The sequence below is a fragment of the Weissella fangxianensis genome, from assembly GCF_024718545.1.
GTDB classification, from domain to species: Bacteria; Bacillota; Bacilli; order Lactobacillales; family Lactobacillaceae; genus Weissella; species Weissella fangxianensis.
On sequence record NZ_JAMXDB010000016.1, the window covers coordinates 1 to 19,328 of the forward strand.

Here is a 19,328-nt window from a genome sequence, read left to right on the forward strand (position 1 = left end):
ATATCTATTACTACAATAATAAACGGATTAAAACAAAACTGGCCGGAAAAACTCCGGTTCAATACCGAAATCTTTCCGACCAGTTAGTTGCTTAAACTTCTCTCCAATTTTTGGGGTTCAGTTCAGTATCCAAATTGGCGTAGCAACCTTTTCTAATTCTTCAGTAGAGAAAACTGCTTGAGGACCTTCCTCCATAATAATATGTAATTTTTCACTAGATACATCTGTAAAAGTTTTGCTCAAAAATTCTCGACGATTAATTCTCACACCCGGAAGCTTTATAACTCCCTCAACTATTTGAATGCCCACATTATCCCCATCTGCCATACTAGCCAGTCTCCTCATTATTCATTGTAATTTGTACTAATAACCAATAATCCTTATACTGATTTTACTCATTTATGAAATACTAATCTAAAGTATGAGCTATTATGTTTCTTCATTACATTCTTAGTAAGAATGTCATTCGGATTTTTCAGCCACAGGTTCATTTCCTGAGATATTTTTCATAATTGAAGGATAGTTAGGGTCAATAAGGTAGGTTGTAAAAACTACCTCAAGCGTCCAAACCGCGTATCATTTCTTTGCACAAATTAGTTACAGAGGGATATTGATTGAATATTCGCAGTTCCATCTATCTACCCTACCAAACAAAAAAGACCACCAACATCACTGTCAGTAGTCTCTATTTTATATTTCTAATTAAGCTTCTGGCTTCAAGATTTTCTTTGAAACAACGTTCAAATCTTCATCCAAGTCATAAACCCATGGCTCACCATTGGCGATTTCAACACCCATGATATCATCATCAGAGATTTGCTCAATGTGCTTTACTAAGGCACGCAATGAGTTTCCGTGAGCTCCGATAACAACGTTCTTACCAGCCTTCAAGGCCTTTGAGATATCTGAATCCCAGAATGGCAAGACACGATCCAAAGTTACCTTCAAGTTCTCACCCTTTGGCAATTCACCTGCTGGCACATCTTGGTAACGACGATCCAATGCAGGATAAGTCTTACCATCAATTGTCATCGTTTCTGATTGCTCTTCTAGCAATGGAGGCAAAACGTCATATGAACGACGCCATTGATGAACTTGGTCATCACCCCACTTTTTCGCTGCATCGGCTTTGTTCAAACCTTGCAAAGCACCGTAATGACGTTCGTTCAAGCGCCATGACTTAACTTCTGGAATCCACATTTGATCTGTTTCTTCCAAAGCCAAGTGCAATGTCGTGATGGCACGTGTCAAAACTGACGTATAAGCTTGGTCGAATTGGATGCCTTCTTTAGCCAACAATTGTCCAGCTGTCTTAGCTTGAGCAACACCCTTGTCACTCAACTTTGTATCAATCCATCCATTGAATAAGTTCAATGCATTCCATTCACTTTGACCGTGACGAATTAAAACCAACTTTGCCATTGGTACACCTCTTTTTTCTAATTTTGTTCGTTATTATTGTAACAAATTTTCAAGATATTTAGTAGTAATTGGTAATCTTTTCACAAAATAATCACTAACGTTTAATTGCTCCATTCTCAACCGTCAAAGCTGTAGAATGCGCAGGACCTTGTTTTTCTGGCAAAATATGTGTCATCAAATCATTAATCGCTGTTGGTGCTTCACCAAAGCCAGTCGCAATCACATCATATTTACCATCATAAGCAGCAACATCCCCAATTGCATACACATTTTTGACTGACGTCGCCATGTTTTGCGCCACCAAAATTCGGTTTTGATCATTTAATGCTGGCTTAATTGTCCAACCAGCCATGACTTTATTCTCGGTTTGAAAGCCGTAACTAATCACAACTTCATCTACCGTAATAACTTTTGTTTCCTCAGCGCGGGCAACTTGCAGGGTCACTGATAGAGCACCAGACACATCACGCGTAATGCTTTTAATTGTATATGGCGTCTCGATGCTTACTGATGAGTGCTCAAGTTGTGTCAAATTGTGTTCTAGTGCACGAAACTTATCACGACGATGCGTCAGGCTAACTTCGGCAGCAATTGATTCTAATTGTAAGGCCATATCGACCGCTGAATCACCACCACCAGCTACTAAAACACGCTTGCCAGCAAATAGATCTTGTTCATGAATAGAGTAATGGATATTATTGGCAACATCATCCCCTAATAAATCGGCTGAAATCCGGCGTGGTTCAAAGGCACCAGCCCCTGTAGCTAGTACAATCCCTTTTGTGTGGAACCCTGACTGTTGATCAATCTCAATTTGATAACCATCCTCATCCGGGATAATGTCCGTAACAGTTGCGCCTGATAACATTGTTTGATCAAATTGAGACAGTTGTTCTGTTAAATCATCAATCAATGCTTGACCAGAAACATTTGTAAAGCCCGCCACGTCTAAGATGGTTTTCTTTGGGTAAAAATTCGTAACTTGTCCACCCACATCGGGCAAGCTTTCAACAATGGCTACTTTTAATTCTCGTAAACCAGCGTAGAAACCCGCGAACATACCTACTGGGCCAGCACCAATAATTGTTAAATCTACTTCTTCATTCATTATTATAGAAAACTTCCTATTACTATTTTATTGAAAACGACTCACTTAATCTAAATTTCGATTGTATAAACTATCAAACTCTGACAGATCAACTTGGAAGTCAGATGCATAAACAATATCAACTGCACTACCCTCATCACCTGCTTTTTCTTCAAATGCTGTCGCTATTTGTTGATAAAGTGCTTGCACTGCATCCCGATCTGGGCCATCCACTACTAATAGATAGTTTGACGTATTGGCGTCATTATTAGTCAACCAAAGAAGATACATGCTTTCAATGGTTCCCATTGCATCGTCAGCAATGCCAATCAATTCATAACGCAGTGGCGTTGGAATCAACTCTTCAGCTGAGGTAATTTCCATTTCATTGTCGCCTGCTTCATCATGTTCATCCGCTTGCTGTTGTTCAGCAATTTGTTGTGCAATATAAGCGATGTTATCACGCGTGATTGGCATACCGTTAGTAAATGGATTTAAGGCTAAACCTTCGATATTCTGTGTATCATCGTCTTGCAAAATTGGTAAGTAATCTGATAACGCCATTGCCCATGGATAAACGGGTAATTCAGCTTCAATAGTTTGTGCATTATAGGCTTCCAAATCAGTAAACACTGGGAAAACACCGTCACCATTTTCTAGTTCAAACGTTACCAACTGCATTTGCGCATTATCTGGAATCTCAACACCACCATCATCCTTAACAACAGGTGGTTCTGAAAAATTAACTGGCGCAATAAATACAGCATCAATTAATGCTTGGATAAAGTTATGCTCCGTGACCTCATTTTGTTCCTCACGAAAAACTGCTATCGCATCAAGCAATTTATCGTTACGTAGTTCTTCATCATTATCCATGCGTAATCATTCTCCTTATAATTTCTCATCTCTTTTTAACAAGTATAACGGAAAAGCCTATGTTTGTCAGGGGTTCAACTTGTCACAATACAAAGGACAAACCTAACTATCAAAAAGGATAATCAATATATTCTAAACACAAAAAGAGGTTGGGAATTTTTTGTCCCAACCTCTTATTTCACATTATGACAAATCAAGGTCAATATCCGGCCATTAAATCAATGCCAAACAATTGTATCCACTATATGTATTTTAATGTGCTCTGCGTTTCCCCTCAAGCTACTAATTCATCATAGCTTAAAAGTCACTTAAAGTAAATACATACTTCGTGTTTATTACTCAATAATATTAATATAAAAGATCATTTCCGTCAAAACACGAACATTAATTAACATGTCACATATTTTTTAATCTTTGGCACCTTTATAGAATAATTTATACAAAATAGCACACATGATTGGTAGCACCGCTACAATCAAATACATTTGTTTGAAATCAACAAAATTACGCAACGCACCTAGTACATAAGGTCCAACACCAATACCTAAGTCCAAGCCAACAAAATATGTTGATAAGGCAACGCCAACCCGGCTGACATCCTTTTCCAAATGCAAAGCAACTGCTTGACCGTTTGACATAAACGTTCCATAGCCTAATCCAATCAAGGCACCAGAGAATAACAATTCCCAAGCAGAGGTCGTTATACTTAACACAAATAAACCAATTGCTAAGAACAAGTAACTAGGATACATCACCGAATTCTCACCGTATCGGTCAAAAATACGGCCTGCCATCGGACGGGTCACTGTAATAACTAAGGCATACACCACAAAGAAAAATGAACTAACTGATACTAAGTCAATCGTCTCAACGTAAGATGCCAAGAATGACAACACACTTGAATAGGCAAGTCCCATAACAAAGGCAATTGTCGCAATAAAGACAACTTTTGAATCAATAAAGGTATTAATTTTCCAACTGTCAGCCAATGCACGTTGATCTTTTGTCAAATCCAAGTTGTTGACCTTCAACATCAAGCACCCGACAACGGTGAATGCCAGAATAACGCTCGACATCATAACAATGAAGTCAATACTAGTTGCTTGTAACAATAGCATACCTAAGAACGGACCAATCGCCGCTGCCAAACTTGTACTCAAACCATAGTAGTTAATTCCTTCACCACGCCGTGATAATGGAATATATTCTGTCACAATTGCATTAGTTGCTGTCGAAACGGCGCCATAGAAAAATCCATTTAATAAACGGACGATATAAAGCACTATCAGCGATGGCATATACAAATACATCAATGTTGTAATGAAGTACAGAACAATTCCAATACGTAATGTTTGTCTACGTCCCATAACCTCTAGCTTCTTTCCCACATAAAGCCGGGCTAATAACGTACCAATAACGTAAATTCCTGATGCTAATCCCGCTTGACTTAACGTCGCACCCAAATTTTCTTGCGCAACAACGGCAATGATCACCATTAATAAATAGTAAACCAAAAAAACTAAGAAATTAACCAGTGTAATACTGATAAATCCCTTATTGAATAACTTCTCCTTACTTTCCAACAGACCTCTCCTTAATAATAAAAATTAAATAAAACCTACCTTACTAAATTAATACTTTTTACTGGTAATAGTCAAGTATATAAAATACTTATGATAATTCGTTAGTATTTAAAACATAAGAATTGAAAACGCTTAAATTCATTAATATGGTCATTGATTTTAAGTTTTACCTATTTTCAGGACAATAAAAAAACAAGTATCACAAAAACGATACTTGTTTAATCAAGAATGGCATAAGATGCGTTACGAAACACATCGTAACGATAATATTTTATTATTTATTTAGCAGGAACTTTAACATCCCCACTCACAATATCTTTACGAGCATCTTGTACAGCCTGCCAGGCATCATTCGACATGTGGCCACGTGTAATCGCAACACCTTTATCACTTAACCCATATACTAGGTGCTTACCACCAGGGAAATTACCTTTAGCTGTCTTGTTAGTCACATCAACCACGGCCTTACCAACCTTCTTAACAGCAGAAGTCAATGTAAAGTTAGACTTACCATCCTTAGCTTTGTAGGCACCATCATCATTTTGATCACGATCAACACCAACGACCCAAACTTTGTCTGCCGCGTTCTTTTCCTCATTCAAATCCTTTGCCTCAGTAAAGACACCGGATCCTGAACCACCAGCCGCCGTAAAGATAACGTCAGCACCATTTTGATACATTGATGAAGCAATCGTCTTCCCCTTACCAGCATCAGTAAAGCTACCTACATATTGCGCATCAACCTGAATATCAGGATTAACTGACTTTGCCCCCGCAATAAATCCAGCTTCAAACGTCTTAACAACAGATGATTGCAGACCACCAACGAAACCAAGTTTATCCGTCTTCGTCATTTTAGCAGCAGCAACACCAGACAAATATGATGACTGTTCAGACTTAAAGGTAACCGACACTGTATTCTTACGAGCCTTGGCAACATCATCAATAATCATATAATTTGTATCTGGATGTTTCTTTGATTGCTCATTAATTGTTGCAACTAATTGAAAACCAATACCATAAATATTCTTAAAGCCGTCTGAACGTGCTTGATCCATGTTCGTTGTAAAATCTGCATTTGTCTTTGAAGGATAGTAAGCATAACCGCCCTTGCCTTGCTTCACATCATTACCCTTTGCCCACGACTTCAGGCCTTCCCACGCTGACTGGTTGAATGATTTATCATCGACACCACCACCATCGGTTACCAGCGCAACTGATGTCTTATCACTCTTATCATCACTTGACTTGTTTCCAGACCAAGCAGCATATGCACCACCTGCAATAATTACAACCGCGGCACCTGCCGCCCACATCTTTGCGTTTGAAGCCATTTTTCTATCCCCTTTTTTATAAAAGCTTACTCATATTGTTCGCTAATCACGAACTACATTTTAAATATAATGGGTAATGTTCAAAAAGTAAATAGTTTCGTTCGTTTTTAATGCAAATAAAAACAAAGAAATAAATCGAAATGTTTAAAACACGAACTTTATCCCTTTGCTATCAAAATTTTTAATTTACCAACCGAACTAGATAAGTTTCCGACACAAAGCCTCTAACGGCATTATAGATGCGTTTTGCACGTGATGCCTTTTCAGAAATTGCAAATACTGTTGGCCCCGTTCCTGACATTTGTGCTGCATCAGCACCAAAATCATACATCTTTTGTTTCAAGCGTAGTATTTCTGGATATTTTGTACCAGTAATAGATTCAAGGACATTAAACATTTTGCAATATGCCGACTGGAAATCGCCAGCATTGACTGCTGACATCAGCCCAACCATATCCCCATGCCGCATATTAGCATAATCCACCAGCTTTAAAATTTTAGGTGTCGAAACGCTAATACCTGGTTTAGAAACGATCACCCACAAAGGTGGCAACGTTTGGGTCAATGGTTCAACAACCTCACCACGACCGCGAACACGCGCCGGACGAGAATAGACACAGAAAGGCACATCAGCATCAATCTGCAATCCCAACACTGCTAACTTATCTTCAGTGTAGTTAAGTTGCCAAATACGATTTAACCCCCGCAAAACTGCCGCAGCGTCCGAAGAGCCACCACCCAACCCAGCAGCGACTGGTACGCGTTTCATGATATGTATTTCAATCCCCTCATCTTTGCCAGCTATCGTGCGCATCAAACGCGCCGCTTGGTACGCTAAATTTTTTTCATTAAGCGGCAATAAACCACTCGTTGATTCAACAACAATATTCTGATGATCGGTCGTTGTACGAATTGTCACCGTATCAGCTAGGTCGATGGCCACCATTAACATGTCCCATTCTTGTTCACCATTCTTATGAATAAACGGGGTATCAAGGCTAATATTTAACTTTGCATAGGCTTGCTCTAATACTTCCATCGTGGCCAAGTCCTTTCATAGATTATTCTAATTATAGCAAGTTGACATTAATTGCGAAACAAAGTTAGCTAAATAATAATTATTGTATTAAAAAAGGTTGAAACAAAATAATTGTCTCAACCTCTTTATGATTAAAATGGATTAATTTTAACTTTCCTCATATCGGACTGTATGACGATAACCCAATACAATACTTAGCAAAACACCAACAAATGCCACAAAGGTCAATGCGGCAGCTGCATAAAACAAAGTACTATAGCCTTGTTGTTGAATAATAAAACCACCTGCTAACGGACCAACCGCCCTACCTACAGAGGGAGCGGCTGCCGACAATCCCTGATAACGTCCTTTCAAAGATAACGGTGTTAGTTCATTGACCAATGCTGGAATCATCGGAAAGGCCGTCGCTTCACCAATGGTCGTAATCACCATCGCTAGAGCAAACCCAGTAAAGTGACGACTAAATGGCAATACTAGGAATGACAACCCAAACATGATAATTCCCAAAAAGATTTGCACAAACATCGACCGTCGATTAGCTGATAAGTTCAGTGCATTCATCCCTAATTGAATCACCGCAATCAAAGCCCCATTGATTGTCCAAAGCATTGAATATTGCCAAAGCGGTAATTTCAACACACTATTCATATATACCGATAGATTTCCTTGCCACTGGGCATATGAAATCCACAAAACAACAAGTCCCAAGATACTAGAGTAAACAAGGACCAAGTTCCATTTTGGTAAAGTAACCTTGTTTGTCTGTTGCTCACGTTTAGAACTACCCAAATTAATGCGAAACTTACTATGCACAATAAAAAACAACACAACGTAAAGTATTAGCGCTAATACAAACAGCCATGTAATACCAAACGGATAAATTGGCCCAACTAGCGCCGTTGAGAAGACCATTCCAAAATTACTCATAAAGTAAAGCATATTAAACACAAAACGCCCATCATGCGAACGAACTTGTGTACCGTAGGCATTAATTGAAGCTGTTAACCAGCCACCAAAGAAACCGACTAACGTCAAAATGATTGCATACGTTGGCCAACCGTGCCAAAGAATAAACGCAATTTGCAGAATAATCATCGTGATCACACCAAACTGGATAAGTCGATATGGTTTAAACTGATCAAACAATCGCCCGCTGACGATCGAACCAATCGCTTGACCAACTGCATTAGCCATCATGACCCAACCAATCGTTACCAACGTTTGATAAAGTTCATTATATAAATAAACGGACGTTAATGGCCAAATAAACCCAAACGCAAAACTATTAATAAAACTCGCTGCTAATAACCAGCGTAATGACATTCCTTTTCCAACACTTTGCATTATAAACCTCTTTTTACCTACTCACATAAATAGCGAGACTGGGACAAAATGTCCTAGCCTCGCTTTGTTGCTTAAATCTCATAATTATTTGATTAATTTTAAGCTGCAATCTACGTTAAAAAACTCTTCCTATATTGTAACGAACTTTACAATATGCTTGAGCTTTTTGTCCCTTTTTCTTTAACCAAATCCACCGGGTTCTTCATTATGGAAATCAATATTAGAAAACTTGTTATATGACTTAACAAATAATAGCCGGGCAGTACCACGAGCTCCAGAACGATTCTTTTCCAAAATGACTTCAATTTCACCAATGTCTTGTTGTTCTTCATCACGGGGATCGTTTTGATTATCCGTATCATCATTCGACTTTTCATAATAATCTTCACGATACAAGAAGGCAACAATATCCGCATCTTGCTCAATTGATCCAGATTCACGAATGTCCGACAACATTGGTCGCTTGTCTTGACGTTGCTCAACACTACGTGAAAGTTGTGATAACGCAATAATTGGTACGTTCATCTCCATCGCCATCATTTTAATCGCACGTGAAATTGCTGAGACCTCTTGCTGACGCCCTTCACTAGTTGTACCTTCGATTAGTTGCAAATAATCAATAATCACTAAGCCTAATCGACCTTCACGTTTATAAAGGCGCCGTAACTTCGACCTGATTTCTGTTACCTTAATACCAGGTGTATCATCAATATAAATATTTGTTCGTGCCAGCGACCCTGTGGCCACTGCTAATGCATTCCATTCCTCAGGCTCCAACTGTCCAGTCCGCATATGCTGCGAATTAATATTTCCTTCCGCTGCTAGCATACGATTAACTAAAGACGTATCTGGCATTTCCAACGAAAATATAACAACCGGTAGTGTCGGGTCAGCAACCGCTACCTTTTGAGCAATGTTCAATACAAACGCTGTCTTACCAACGGCAGGACGCGCAGCAATAATGACCATTTCACCATCATGAAAACCAGTCGTTAAATTATCGAGCGCCGGAAAGCCTGAAGCTAACCCCGTAACAGTTTCATCAGTACGTGAATTTTGTTCAATTTGTTCAAAAGACTTATTAACAACATCGGCGATATTCTTAAAGTCGGCGCTCTTTTCACCACCATTAATCAAATCCAGCTTCGTTGATAAGTCCGCAACTGCATCATCGACCGAATCACTACCCTCATAAGTTTGGGTCAAACTGTCCTGTAGGGTATCGATCATATTACGTCGAACTGAACGCTCACGCACGATTCTCGCATAATACAAAGCATTACCAGCAACCGGCACACTTGATGCTAACTCAGTTAGGTAGGCCATGCCACCCACATTCTCAACCTGATTATCTTTATCTAATTCATCAGTGATGGTTAAGATATCGATTGCTCTCTGTGTCTCATCCAGCGCTAAGATAGCTGAATAAATTAAACGATGCGCTGTCCGATAAAAATCATTAGGCTCAAGAATTGTCATAATATCCGCCAATAGATCTTGGGGATCTGTTGCCAACAGAATTGAACCCAGCACAGCTTGCTCTGCTTCAGCATCTTGTGGCACACGTAATGGTGCACCTTCATTTTGATCAGCCATGTGAACATAACCTCCTTCCAAAATAGTCTACTGTTCATTGTACCAAATAACTAACAATTAAAAAATAGAGACATAACCGCATCATTTTACCGTTAAATCTCTATTTAATGCCTATTCAATTATTGCTCTTCAGTATGCACACGAATGTTTGCTTCAACGTCGTGGTGTAACTTAACCTTCACATTACGATAACCTAGCGCACGAATAGGCTCTTTCATATCCATCTTACGCTTATCGATTTTGATATCAAATTGGTCAAGTAAAGCTGCGACAATTTGCTTTGAAGAAACGGCGCCAAACAAGCGACCGTCAGTACCAGCTTTTGCCTTTAGCTCAACGACCGTATTATCATCCTCTAACTTATTCTTTAGGGCAACAGCTTCGGCCTTCTCTTCTGCAGCTTCACGCTCAGCTGCCTTCTTTTTACCACGTAAAGCAGAAACATTAGTATTCGTTGCTGGCTTAGCCTTTTTATTTTTATTTAAAAAGTTATTGGCATAACCATCAGGGACATTCTTTACTTCGCCTTTTTTGCCGCGACCTTTAACATCTTCTAAAAAAATAACTTTCATTGTTTCATACCCTCTTCTTACTAATTTTCTTGCTCATCATCTTCTTTGTTAATTTCAGCTAACAGCAACTCATAAACTGATTCGGTAGATGTATCTTTAACCTGAGTTGCCGCATTACTTAGGTGGCCACCACCACCCATTGCTTCCATAACCAGTTGAACACTAACGATTCCGGTTGAACGAGCTGAGACAGCCACGGTGTCATTATCACGTCTGGTAATAACATAAGAAGATGTCACACCAATCATTTGTAACAACGAGTCCGCAGCTTGCGCAGCAACAACTGAATCATATTGTACATCATCTTCACCAACCGCAATCGCTACCGGACCATGAATCTTGGCACGCTCAATAAGATGAGCCCGATTACGGTATGAATCAACCGTTTCTTTCATAAAGTCCTGCAACAAATTACCATCAGCACCAACTGCACGCAAGTAACTAGCTGCATCAAATGTACGAGTACCAGAGCGTAATGTAAATGACTTAGTATCAATTTGAATACCAGCTAACATAGCCGTTGCTTCCAATCTACGCAATCCTTGTGCGCGTCTTGGTTGGTATTCAAATAATTCAGTCACTAACTCAGAAGTTGATGAAGCATAAGACTCCACATAAACCAATTGTGGTTCCTCTGGGAATTCCTCACCACGGCGATGATGATCAATAATCACCACTCGATCCTTTAATGCTTCATAAACTTCCTGCGATTCTGACAACGATGGCTTTGAATGATCAACAATCACTAGCAAACTTTGATCCGTCATTTGCGTCAAAACTTCATTTGGTGTCAATAATGCATTTTCATCAGCAACATCTTCAGACATTTGTTCGAGCAGCAAACCGATATCTGAATGCTCCCGACCGGTTTCTTCGTAAACCACCCACGCTGGTTTTCCCAACATTTCGGCTAGTCTACGAACACCTAGGGCACCACCAAATGAATCCATATCCGGACGCTTATGGCCCATAACAAAGACTTGATCGGCTTGATCAAACAAATCAGCCAACGCTTGTGAAATCACACGCGCACGAACACGCGTTCTTTTAGCCATCGGATTAGTATTACCACCATAAAATCGTGCTGATCCGGTCGATGATTTGACAACGACCTGATCACCACCACGTCCTAATGCCAAGTCTAAGTTCGCTTGCGCATTTTCAGCTAATGTATCAATCGCCATTTCGTTATAAGCAATACCAATACTCAAAGTAATCTGCGCATTTTGCACAGATGTTGATTCACGAATCGCTTTTAGTAAATTGAATTTATCATTCTCAGCCTTCTCCAAAGCCGAGCGATAACCAATCAATAAATACCGATCTACTGATAAACGTCGTGCGTAAATCTCGTGGTCTGTCATCCAGTCTGATAGAGTTTTCGTGACATAAGTGCGCAAAGTCGATGCCTCAGCATCACTCATCCCCTCAGTCACCTCATCATAATTATCTAGTGAGACAATTCCCAAAAACAATTTATGATTTTCAAAATCCGCTGTTACTTGGGCAGCAGTCGTACGATCCATTAAATAAACCGCATTCAATTCTGGTTGAACTTGTAATTGAAATACGTGCCCTAACCATTCTAACTCAGTTACCCGTTTTTCTTCGTTCGGCCAAAGTCTAACAATCTCAGCCAGCTGTTCAGAAACTTCTTGTAAGTCACTACCAACAATCGCTTCATTACCTAATAATTGCTGAATATATGGGTTAACCCATTCAATTTCACCTTCGTCAGTACAAAGAATAACGCCTAAAGGCATTTGAATAATAGATTCTTGTTCACCACGATTAATACGATAAGATAAATTCTCAATATAATGCGTTGTCTGTTCACTTAAACCCTGAAGTGTTTTAAAGATAACAATTAATGCAATAATGACTAATACCAGCCAAATAATACCCACAATCCAATTAACGAACCAAGCTAAAATCGTCCCCACGATTGCAATAAATGATACTAAGGCTGCCACACCAACAAGACGTTGATTTTTAAAAAATGTCGGTAACGCCGTAAATTTTTTCACCCGTCTCACCTAGCCTATTCTTTTGTTTTTATCGTACTATTATACCATAAACACACATATCCATAAAATCAGCCCCTTTACATACAGAAAAACGTACATCAAGTTTTAAAACTCGATGTACGTTTTTCACATTTTTTAATCAATTAAGCCAAATTCACGTGCACGTTCTTGATAACCATCAATTTCATCTTCACCAGCCCAAACAAAATGCTGTGGCGCAATTTCAACCATCTGACGATCACGACCATCTAATTCATCGGTTGGATCATACTCGATTGTCACACGTTGCTCTTCAACACTTGGATCTGGTACCGGAATCGAACTTAGTAATGAGCGCGTATAGTCATGTAATGGATGATTATATACTTCATCAGCACTACCAATTTCGACCATTTTTCCCCAATGCATAACCCCGATTCGGTCAGAAATATATTTCACCATCGACAAATCGTGGGCAATGAATAAGTAAGTCAATCCTTGCTTTTGTTGTAATTCTTTCAACAAATTCACTACTTGGGCTTGAATAGAAACATCCAAGGCCGAAATAGGTTCATCAGCAATAATAAACTTAGGACGCACGGCTAACGCACGCGCAATACCAATACGTTGACGTTGTCCACCAGAGAACTCATGTGGGTAACGACTAGAATGATCACGATTCAAACCAACCGTTTCCAATAAGTCTTCAACCTGCTTTGAACGATCAGCATCATTCTTAGCCAAGTGGTTAACATCAATACCTTCAGCAACAATATCCTTAACCTTCATACGTAAATCAAGTGATGCCTGTGGGTCTTGGAAAATCATTTGTACAGATTGATGGAACTTACTAAGCTTACCCCGCTTTTTTAATTTAGCTAGGTCTTCACCTTCAAACAAGATTTTCCCATTAGTTGGTTCATACAATTTCATAATTGCTCGACCAATAGTTGTCTTACCTGAACCTGATTCACCAACCAAACCAAATGTTTCACCTTCATAAATATCAAATGAAGCATTTTGGACCGCTTTTGTTTCATTAGACTTACCTTCATTAAAGGTAATATCTAATCCTTGCAATTCTACTAATTTTTTTCGTTCATCAGCCATTACTTGCCACCTCCATTTCCAAGAACAGCAGCATTTTCAACAGCAACGGCCTTTGACCGATCCGCTTCTGGATGTTCAGCTTGGAAACGAGCCCAACGCTTTTGCACTTCTAGAGGTGGTTCGACTTCAGGTGCACGTTCATCTAATAACCATGTCGCAGCGTAATGCGTCTGTGATAACTTAAAGAATGGTGGCTTAACCTTTTCATCAGCAGCAATAGCATAATGGTTACGTGCAGCAAAGGCATCTCCAACTGGTGGATTCAACAAATCTGGTGGTGTACCCGGAATAACCTCTAACTTACCACGTTCTGTCTTAGTCGTTGGCATTGAATTCAACAAGCCCCAAGTATAAGGATGTTGTGGAAAGTTAAACACTTCATCAACTTTACCGATTTCAATTATTTCACCAGCATACATAACTGCAACACGGTCAGCCATACCAGCAACCACACCTAAGTCGTGGGTAATAAAAATAATTGAACTACCTGATTGTTCTTGGATGTCTTTCATCAAGTGCAAAATTTGTGCTTGAATCGTCACATCCAATGCGGTCGTTGGTTCATCGGCAATCAGAATTTCTGGATTGTCAATCAACGCAATCGCAATAACAATTCGCTGACGCATCCCACCAGAAAACTGGTGTGGATAATCATTAATATGAGCGGATGCATTTGGAATACCAACCAACTTCATCATTTCCAAGGCCTTATCCCAAGCCTTTTTCTTACTATAATGTTGATGCTTGATTAATGGTTCAGCAATTTGTTGACCAATCTTCATTGTGGGGTCCAACGACGTCATTGGGTCTTGGAAAATCATTGCGATCTCTGAACCACGAATTTTTTGCATTTGTGTTTCAGACTTGCCAATAATTTCCTCACCTTTGAATGTAATTGATCCTTTTTCAACACGTGCATTTTTAGCTAACAAGCCCATTAATGAACGAGTCGTCACTGATTTACCTGAACCAGACTCACCCACTATCGCTAATGTTTCACCTTTGTACAAATCAAATGAAACGTCGCGAATGGCTTGAACACTTCCATTATAAGTATTGAAATTAATTTTAAGGTCATCAACCTCAAGAATTTTCTCTGCCATATCTCTACTCACTTCCATTAATCCTTTGTACGTGGATCAAACGCATCACGTAATCCATCACCTAATAAGTTAAATGCAATCATAATGATACCCAAAATTACAGCTGGAATAACTAACTGATATGGATAGAATTGCATTGCTTTTTGTCCATCGTTTAACAACGTACCCAATGAGGCCATTGGCACTGGAATTCCTAGTCCAATAAATGAAAGCAAAGCCTCAAAGAAGATTGCTGATGGAATCGTAAACATTAGTTGCACAATAATTGTTGAACTAAGGTTTGGTACCAAGTGTCGTAATCCAATCCGCCATGTCGAAGAACCAAGTGTCCGTGCGGCCAAAATGTAATCTTGCTCCTTGGCCGTCAAAACTTGGGCACGTACGAGTCGGGCCATCGATGTCCATGAAGTTAAGGCAATTCCTAATGAAATCGACAACATTCCAGGCTTCATAACCAAAATCAAAAGCACAAACACTACCAAGTTGGGAATGGAAGAAACAATTTCAATAATACGTTGCATGACGATATCGGTTTTACCCCCACGCCAACCGGAGATGATACCATACGTCACACCAAACACTAAGTCCATTAGGGTCGCAATCAGTGCAACTTCCAATGAAATACGTGTACCGTACAACACACGCTTGAAAATATCACGACCAAATTGGTCGGTACCAAACCAATAGTTTTTCTTGTCAGAAACACCGGCAGATTCATATTGATCAACCTTTGTACCATCCAACTTACCTTCACCAGTAAAACCAGGGATATCACCTAATACTCCTGGCAATCGAGCAGGTAGATTTTGAACAGTGACGTCTTGTCGTGCAGTCACTTTTGAATTAGCAATTGGTGTCGAGGCAAAGGCAACGACAAAAACAAAAACTAGTACCCAAAGTGAAATAAAAGCCCCTTTATTTTTCTTCAAACGACGCCAAGCATCTTTCAAAAAACTAACTGAAGGTTTTAAAATTTTATCACTATCAGTTTGACGATCTGCGGGAAGCAATTGAAAATCATCTGCTGTTAAGTTTACTTTTTCAGACATTAGCTACTCCTTCCTTATTCAGCCAAACGAATTCGTGGATCAATGATACCGTACAAGATATCGGTTAATAGCAACACAACCATCAACATCATTGAGTAGACAATCGTCGTTCCCATGATGATTTGATAATCATTAGTCAAAATTGAATCAACGAATTGGCTACCAATTCCAGGAATCGAGAAAATGTTCTCGACAACAATTGATCCAGTTAACAAATTAACTGCCATTGGTCCAATCAATGTAACTAATGGAATCAATGAATTACGCAAAGCGTGCTTCCAAATGATTTCATTCTTTGACAATCCCTTTGCACGTGCTAATTCAATGTAATCTGAGCCCAACACATCGACCATTTCGGTACGAATGAAACGTGCTGAGGTTGCCAAAGGACTCATTCCCAAAGCAATCGTTGGTAGTACCGTCGCTGCAAAGCCTTTCCAGCCGGCAATAGGCAACCAACCTAACTTCAAACCAATCCAGTATTGCAACAAAGCCGCAAAGACGAATGAAGGGATTGAGATACCCAACACCGCTAGCACTGAAAGGAATGTATCAGTCTTCGTGTTACGACGAACGGCCGCAGCAGCTCCTAATCCTGTACCTGCAATCAAACCAAAGACTAATGCTTGTAATCCAAGTTGTGCAGATGGACCGAGACGTTGTGCTACCAAAGTTGATACTTCTTGGTTTGCAAACTGGAATGAAACACCAAAGTCAAAGTGCAATGCATCCCATAGATAAGTCACATATTGCACGATAACTGGTTTATCCAGTCCATATTGCGCTTCAATCATTTTTTGCTGGCTCGCAGATAAACGTTCTGCATTTGCCAACGGTGATCCTGGCATCAGTTTCATTAGGAAAAATGTCGCTGAAATAATCAAGACCAAAGTTAACACAATAATTGCTAACCGTTTAATAATATATTTGAACATGGCCATGCCTTCCCTATTTTAGTTCTACTCATAATATGCTAGAAAGTCATTGCGTAAACAAACATACTCTCATATCTCATAGCTATTAATTAGATGTTTTTAATTTTACCAGAGGTTTCATAAATGTTAAAGAGTTTGTTATAAAACCTCACATAAATATTTAATCTTATCACAAAATATAACAATTAACATTCCAAAAAACTATTATGAAATGTATCATTTTGCCCCGTATTCACTAGACTTTCGTAAATACTTCGTATCAAAATGAAAACTTTTTTTATTTAAAGCTTTTTTCACAAATTTAGCGATAAAAAATGAGAGAGCCGGACAAATACCTTGCCACACTCCCTCAATTTTTTAGCGTTGTTTGATTAATTAGAAATCAAATTACTTCTTGTATGCCCACTTCCAGTCGAATGGTGCACCAACAGTATTTGAAACAACACCCTTAACCTTTGTGTTCAATAGTGATGGCTTTGCTTGATAGTAAACTGGTGCAACAGCGGCGTCATCTTGTAGAATCTTTTCAGCCTTAGCATAGTCTGCGTAACGCTTTGTTTCATCGTTAACATCAGTCGTCTTGGCAGCCTTCATCGCATTGTCATAATCAGTATTCTTCCAACTACCATTGTTAAATGATGAATCAGATGTATACAAGTCTAAGAATGTTGATGGATCTGCATAGTCAGCACCCCAAATCGTCTGAACCATATCAAACTTCTTATCATCTGACAATGAAATACGTTGCTTGAATGGTACTGTCTTAATCGTCACCTTCAAACCTGGCAACTTTTCCATTTGTGATTGGATAAATTGTGCTGAACGCTTGGCCGCATCTGTATCATCAGTCAAGTATTGCAAAGTAACCTTCTTCTTACCAGATTCCTTTAGACCTTGCTTCCAAAGCTTCTTAGCTTCCTTCAAGTCATAACCGACAGCTTCTTTATCACCGGCAACCTTGGCATAGTCCTTACCAGTTTCTGGATCCTTAGCTAACTTAGTTGAAGTAAATGAAGTTGCAGGAGTTCCGGTACCACCAAGAATCTTTGTTGCCATCGTCTTACGATCGATTGACTTTGACAAAGCCTTACGAATGTTCTTGTTTTCCAAAGGCTTCTTATTTTCATTAAATTCAAGGAATGCTGTTGAAGCTTGCGCAATAACCGTGTAGTCCTTCTTATTCTTTGACGCCTTATATTGATCAGGAGAAAGGGTCGTATAGTCAGCTTTCTTTGACTTGTACAAATTGTAACCTGTATTTTGATCCTTGATCGTTTGAATTGAAATCTTTGGCGACTTCACAGTCTTAGCATCCCAATAATCTGAGTTCTTAACCAAAGAAAACTTATTATTTGAACCTGTCCAGCCCTTCATTGTATATGGTCCGTTAGAAAGTGTGTACTTAGCAGCAGTACCGTACTTCTTACCAACCTTGTCCACAAACTTCTTGTTTTGTGGTTCAAAAGTAGCCATCGTCAATACTGACTCAAGTTGTGGCATTGGACGATCAAGCGTTACTTCCAACGTATGATCATCAATTGCTTTAACCCCTAGATCTGTGACTGGCTTATCACCATCTTGCACAGCATCAGCATTTTTAATACCTGAGTACAAGTAAGCGTATTGTGACGCTGTCTTTGGATCATTGGTACGTTGCCAACCATAAACATAATCATCAGCAGTCACATCATCACCATTAGACCACTTCATATCACGCAAATGGTACGTTAAAGTTAACCCATCGTCTGACTTATCAACAGATGTTGCACCGGCCAACTTTGGCTCACCAGTCTTATCCATACGATACAAACCTTCACCGATTGCTTGTAAGTAATTAAAATCAATCGCTGCCGTTGTCTTCGAAGGGTCCATCGTTCCAACATTGGCACTTTCAGTCCAATTAATCGTCTTATACTTCGCAGCACTAGCTGTAACCGGCACGACAGTCGATCCTAGAATAACTGCACCCGACAACAATGCACTAATCTTTAATGTCTTATTCATATTTTCCCCATTCCTTAACCACATTCATATTACGTGATAACTTTTTCATAATCATATAATAAACCGAATTTATAGTCAACGATTTATTTAAGTTCATTTTAATAAAGTTTCGATTTTGTCATCTTAATTGACTGCTATAACAATAATACCCCTTAGCAACGCCTACGATCAGTTCTCATAATCAGTTCATTTTAATGAATCATCATTTTCTCATTTTTTCAATAAAAAAAGTGATTGAGACAAATCAAATGTCTCAATCACTTTGTAT

General features: G+C 39.2%; 17 protein-coding genes. 1 reads left to right on the plus strand and 16 read right to left on the minus strand.

Annotation, left to right across the window (positions count from 1 at the left end; all coding sequences use genetic code 11):
* Positions 1-2 precede the first annotated feature (2 nt).
* Positions 3-95 carry an IS3 family transposase gene (locus NGR58_RS05720; protein WP_407077141.1) on the plus strand — a complete coding sequence of 31 codons (93 nt, stop codon included), beginning with the start codon at positions 3-5 and terminating at the stop codon, positions 93-95.
* 22 nt (positions 96-117) lie between these two features.
* On the opposite strand, the gene NGR58_RS05725 is transcribed toward NGR58_RS05720, so the two are convergent.
* From NGR58_RS05725 to NGR58_RS05800, 16 genes are all read right to left on the minus strand, one after another.
* Positions 118-327: a hypothetical protein gene (locus NGR58_RS05725; protein WP_258088649.1), complete on the minus strand. Its 210-nt coding sequence runs from the start codon at positions 325-327 to the stop codon at positions 118-120.
* Between the two features lie 375 nt (positions 328-702).
* Positions 703-1,422: a 2,3-diphosphoglycerate-dependent phosphoglycerate mutase gene (gene gpmA, locus NGR58_RS05730; protein ID WP_258088650.1), complete on the minus strand. Its 720-nt coding sequence runs from the start codon at positions 1,420-1,422 to the stop codon at positions 703-705.
* Between the two features lie 94 nt (positions 1,423-1,516).
* Entirely contained in the window at positions 1,517-2,530 is a 1,014-nt protein-coding gene (locus NGR58_RS05735; RefSeq protein WP_258088651.1) for an NAD(P)/FAD-dependent oxidoreductase, read from the minus strand.
* Between the two features lie 45 nt (positions 2,531-2,575).
* Complete coding sequence (locus NGR58_RS05740; RefSeq protein WP_258088652.1) at positions 2,576-3,385, minus strand: SseB family protein; 810 nt, start codon at positions 3,383-3,385, stop codon at positions 2,576-2,578.
* 407 nt (positions 3,386-3,792) lie between these two features.
* Entirely contained in the window at positions 3,793-4,968 is a 1,176-nt protein-coding gene (locus NGR58_RS05745; RefSeq protein WP_407077148.1) for an MFS transporter, read from the minus strand.
* Between the two features lie 278 nt (positions 4,969-5,246).
* Positions 5,247-6,302: a BMP family lipoprotein gene (locus tag NGR58_RS05750; RefSeq protein ID WP_258088653.1), complete on the minus strand. Its 1,056-nt coding sequence runs from the start codon at positions 6,300-6,302 to the stop codon at positions 5,247-5,249.
* 181 nt (positions 6,303-6,483) lie between these two features.
* Positions 6,484-7,341: a 4-(cytidine 5'-diphospho)-2-C-methyl-D-erythritol kinase gene (gene ispE / locus NGR58_RS05755; RefSeq protein WP_258088654.1), complete on the minus strand. Its 858-nt coding sequence runs from the start codon at positions 7,339-7,341 to the stop codon at positions 6,484-6,486.
* A gap of 147 nt (positions 7,342-7,488) precedes the next feature.
* On the minus strand, positions 7,489-8,685 hold the full coding sequence (locus tag NGR58_RS05760) for an MDR family MFS transporter (protein WP_258088655.1): 1,197 nt from the start codon (positions 8,683-8,685) through the stop codon (positions 7,489-7,491).
* Positions 8,686-8,865: 180 nt separating this feature from the next.
* On the minus strand, positions 8,866-10,281 hold the full coding sequence (gene dnaB, locus NGR58_RS05765; protein WP_258088656.1) for a replicative DNA helicase: 1,416 nt from the start codon (positions 10,279-10,281) through the stop codon (positions 8,866-8,868).
* A 119-nt stretch (positions 10,282-10,400) separates the two neighbouring features.
* Positions 10,401-10,853: a 50S ribosomal protein L9 gene (gene rplI / locus NGR58_RS05770; RefSeq protein WP_258088657.1), complete on the minus strand. Its 453-nt coding sequence runs from the start codon at positions 10,851-10,853 to the stop codon at positions 10,401-10,403.
* Positions 10,854-10,873: 20 nt separating this feature from the next.
* Positions 10,874-12,889 (minus strand): DHH family phosphoesterase, encoded by a 2,016-nt coding sequence (locus NGR58_RS05775; RefSeq protein ID WP_407077149.1) that lies wholly within the window; start codon positions 12,887-12,889, stop codon positions 10,874-10,876.
* A gap of 126 nt (positions 12,890-13,015) precedes the next feature.
* Positions 13,016-13,969 carry an ABC transporter ATP-binding protein gene (locus tag NGR58_RS05780; RefSeq protein WP_258088659.1) on the minus strand — a complete coding sequence of 318 codons (954 nt, stop codon included), beginning with the start codon at positions 13,967-13,969 and terminating at the stop codon, positions 13,016-13,018.
* On the minus strand, positions 13,969-15,072 hold the full coding sequence (locus NGR58_RS05785) for an ABC transporter ATP-binding protein (protein ID WP_258088660.1): 1,104 nt from the start codon (positions 15,070-15,072) through the stop codon (positions 13,969-13,971). Before NGR58_RS05785 ends, NGR58_RS05780 begins: the two co-directional genes overlap by 1 nt.
* A 17-nt stretch (positions 15,073-15,089) precedes the next feature.
* On the minus strand, positions 15,090-16,121 hold the full coding sequence (locus NGR58_RS05790; RefSeq protein WP_258088661.1) for an ABC transporter permease: 1,032 nt from the start codon (positions 16,119-16,121) through the stop codon (positions 15,090-15,092).
* Positions 16,122-16,135: 14 nt separating this feature from the next.
* Positions 16,136-17,056, minus strand: a complete 921-nt coding sequence (locus tag NGR58_RS05795; protein ID WP_075269025.1) for an ABC transporter permease — start codon at positions 17,054-17,056, stop codon at positions 16,136-16,138.
* 387 nt (positions 17,057-17,443) lie between these two features.
* The gene (locus tag NGR58_RS05800; protein WP_258088662.1) at positions 17,444-19,060 is read right to left on the minus strand and encodes a peptide ABC transporter substrate-binding protein; all 1,617 of its coding nucleotides are present in this window, start codon (positions 19,058-19,060) and stop codon (positions 17,444-17,446) included.
* Between the last annotated feature and the right edge of the window lie 268 nt (positions 19,061-19,328).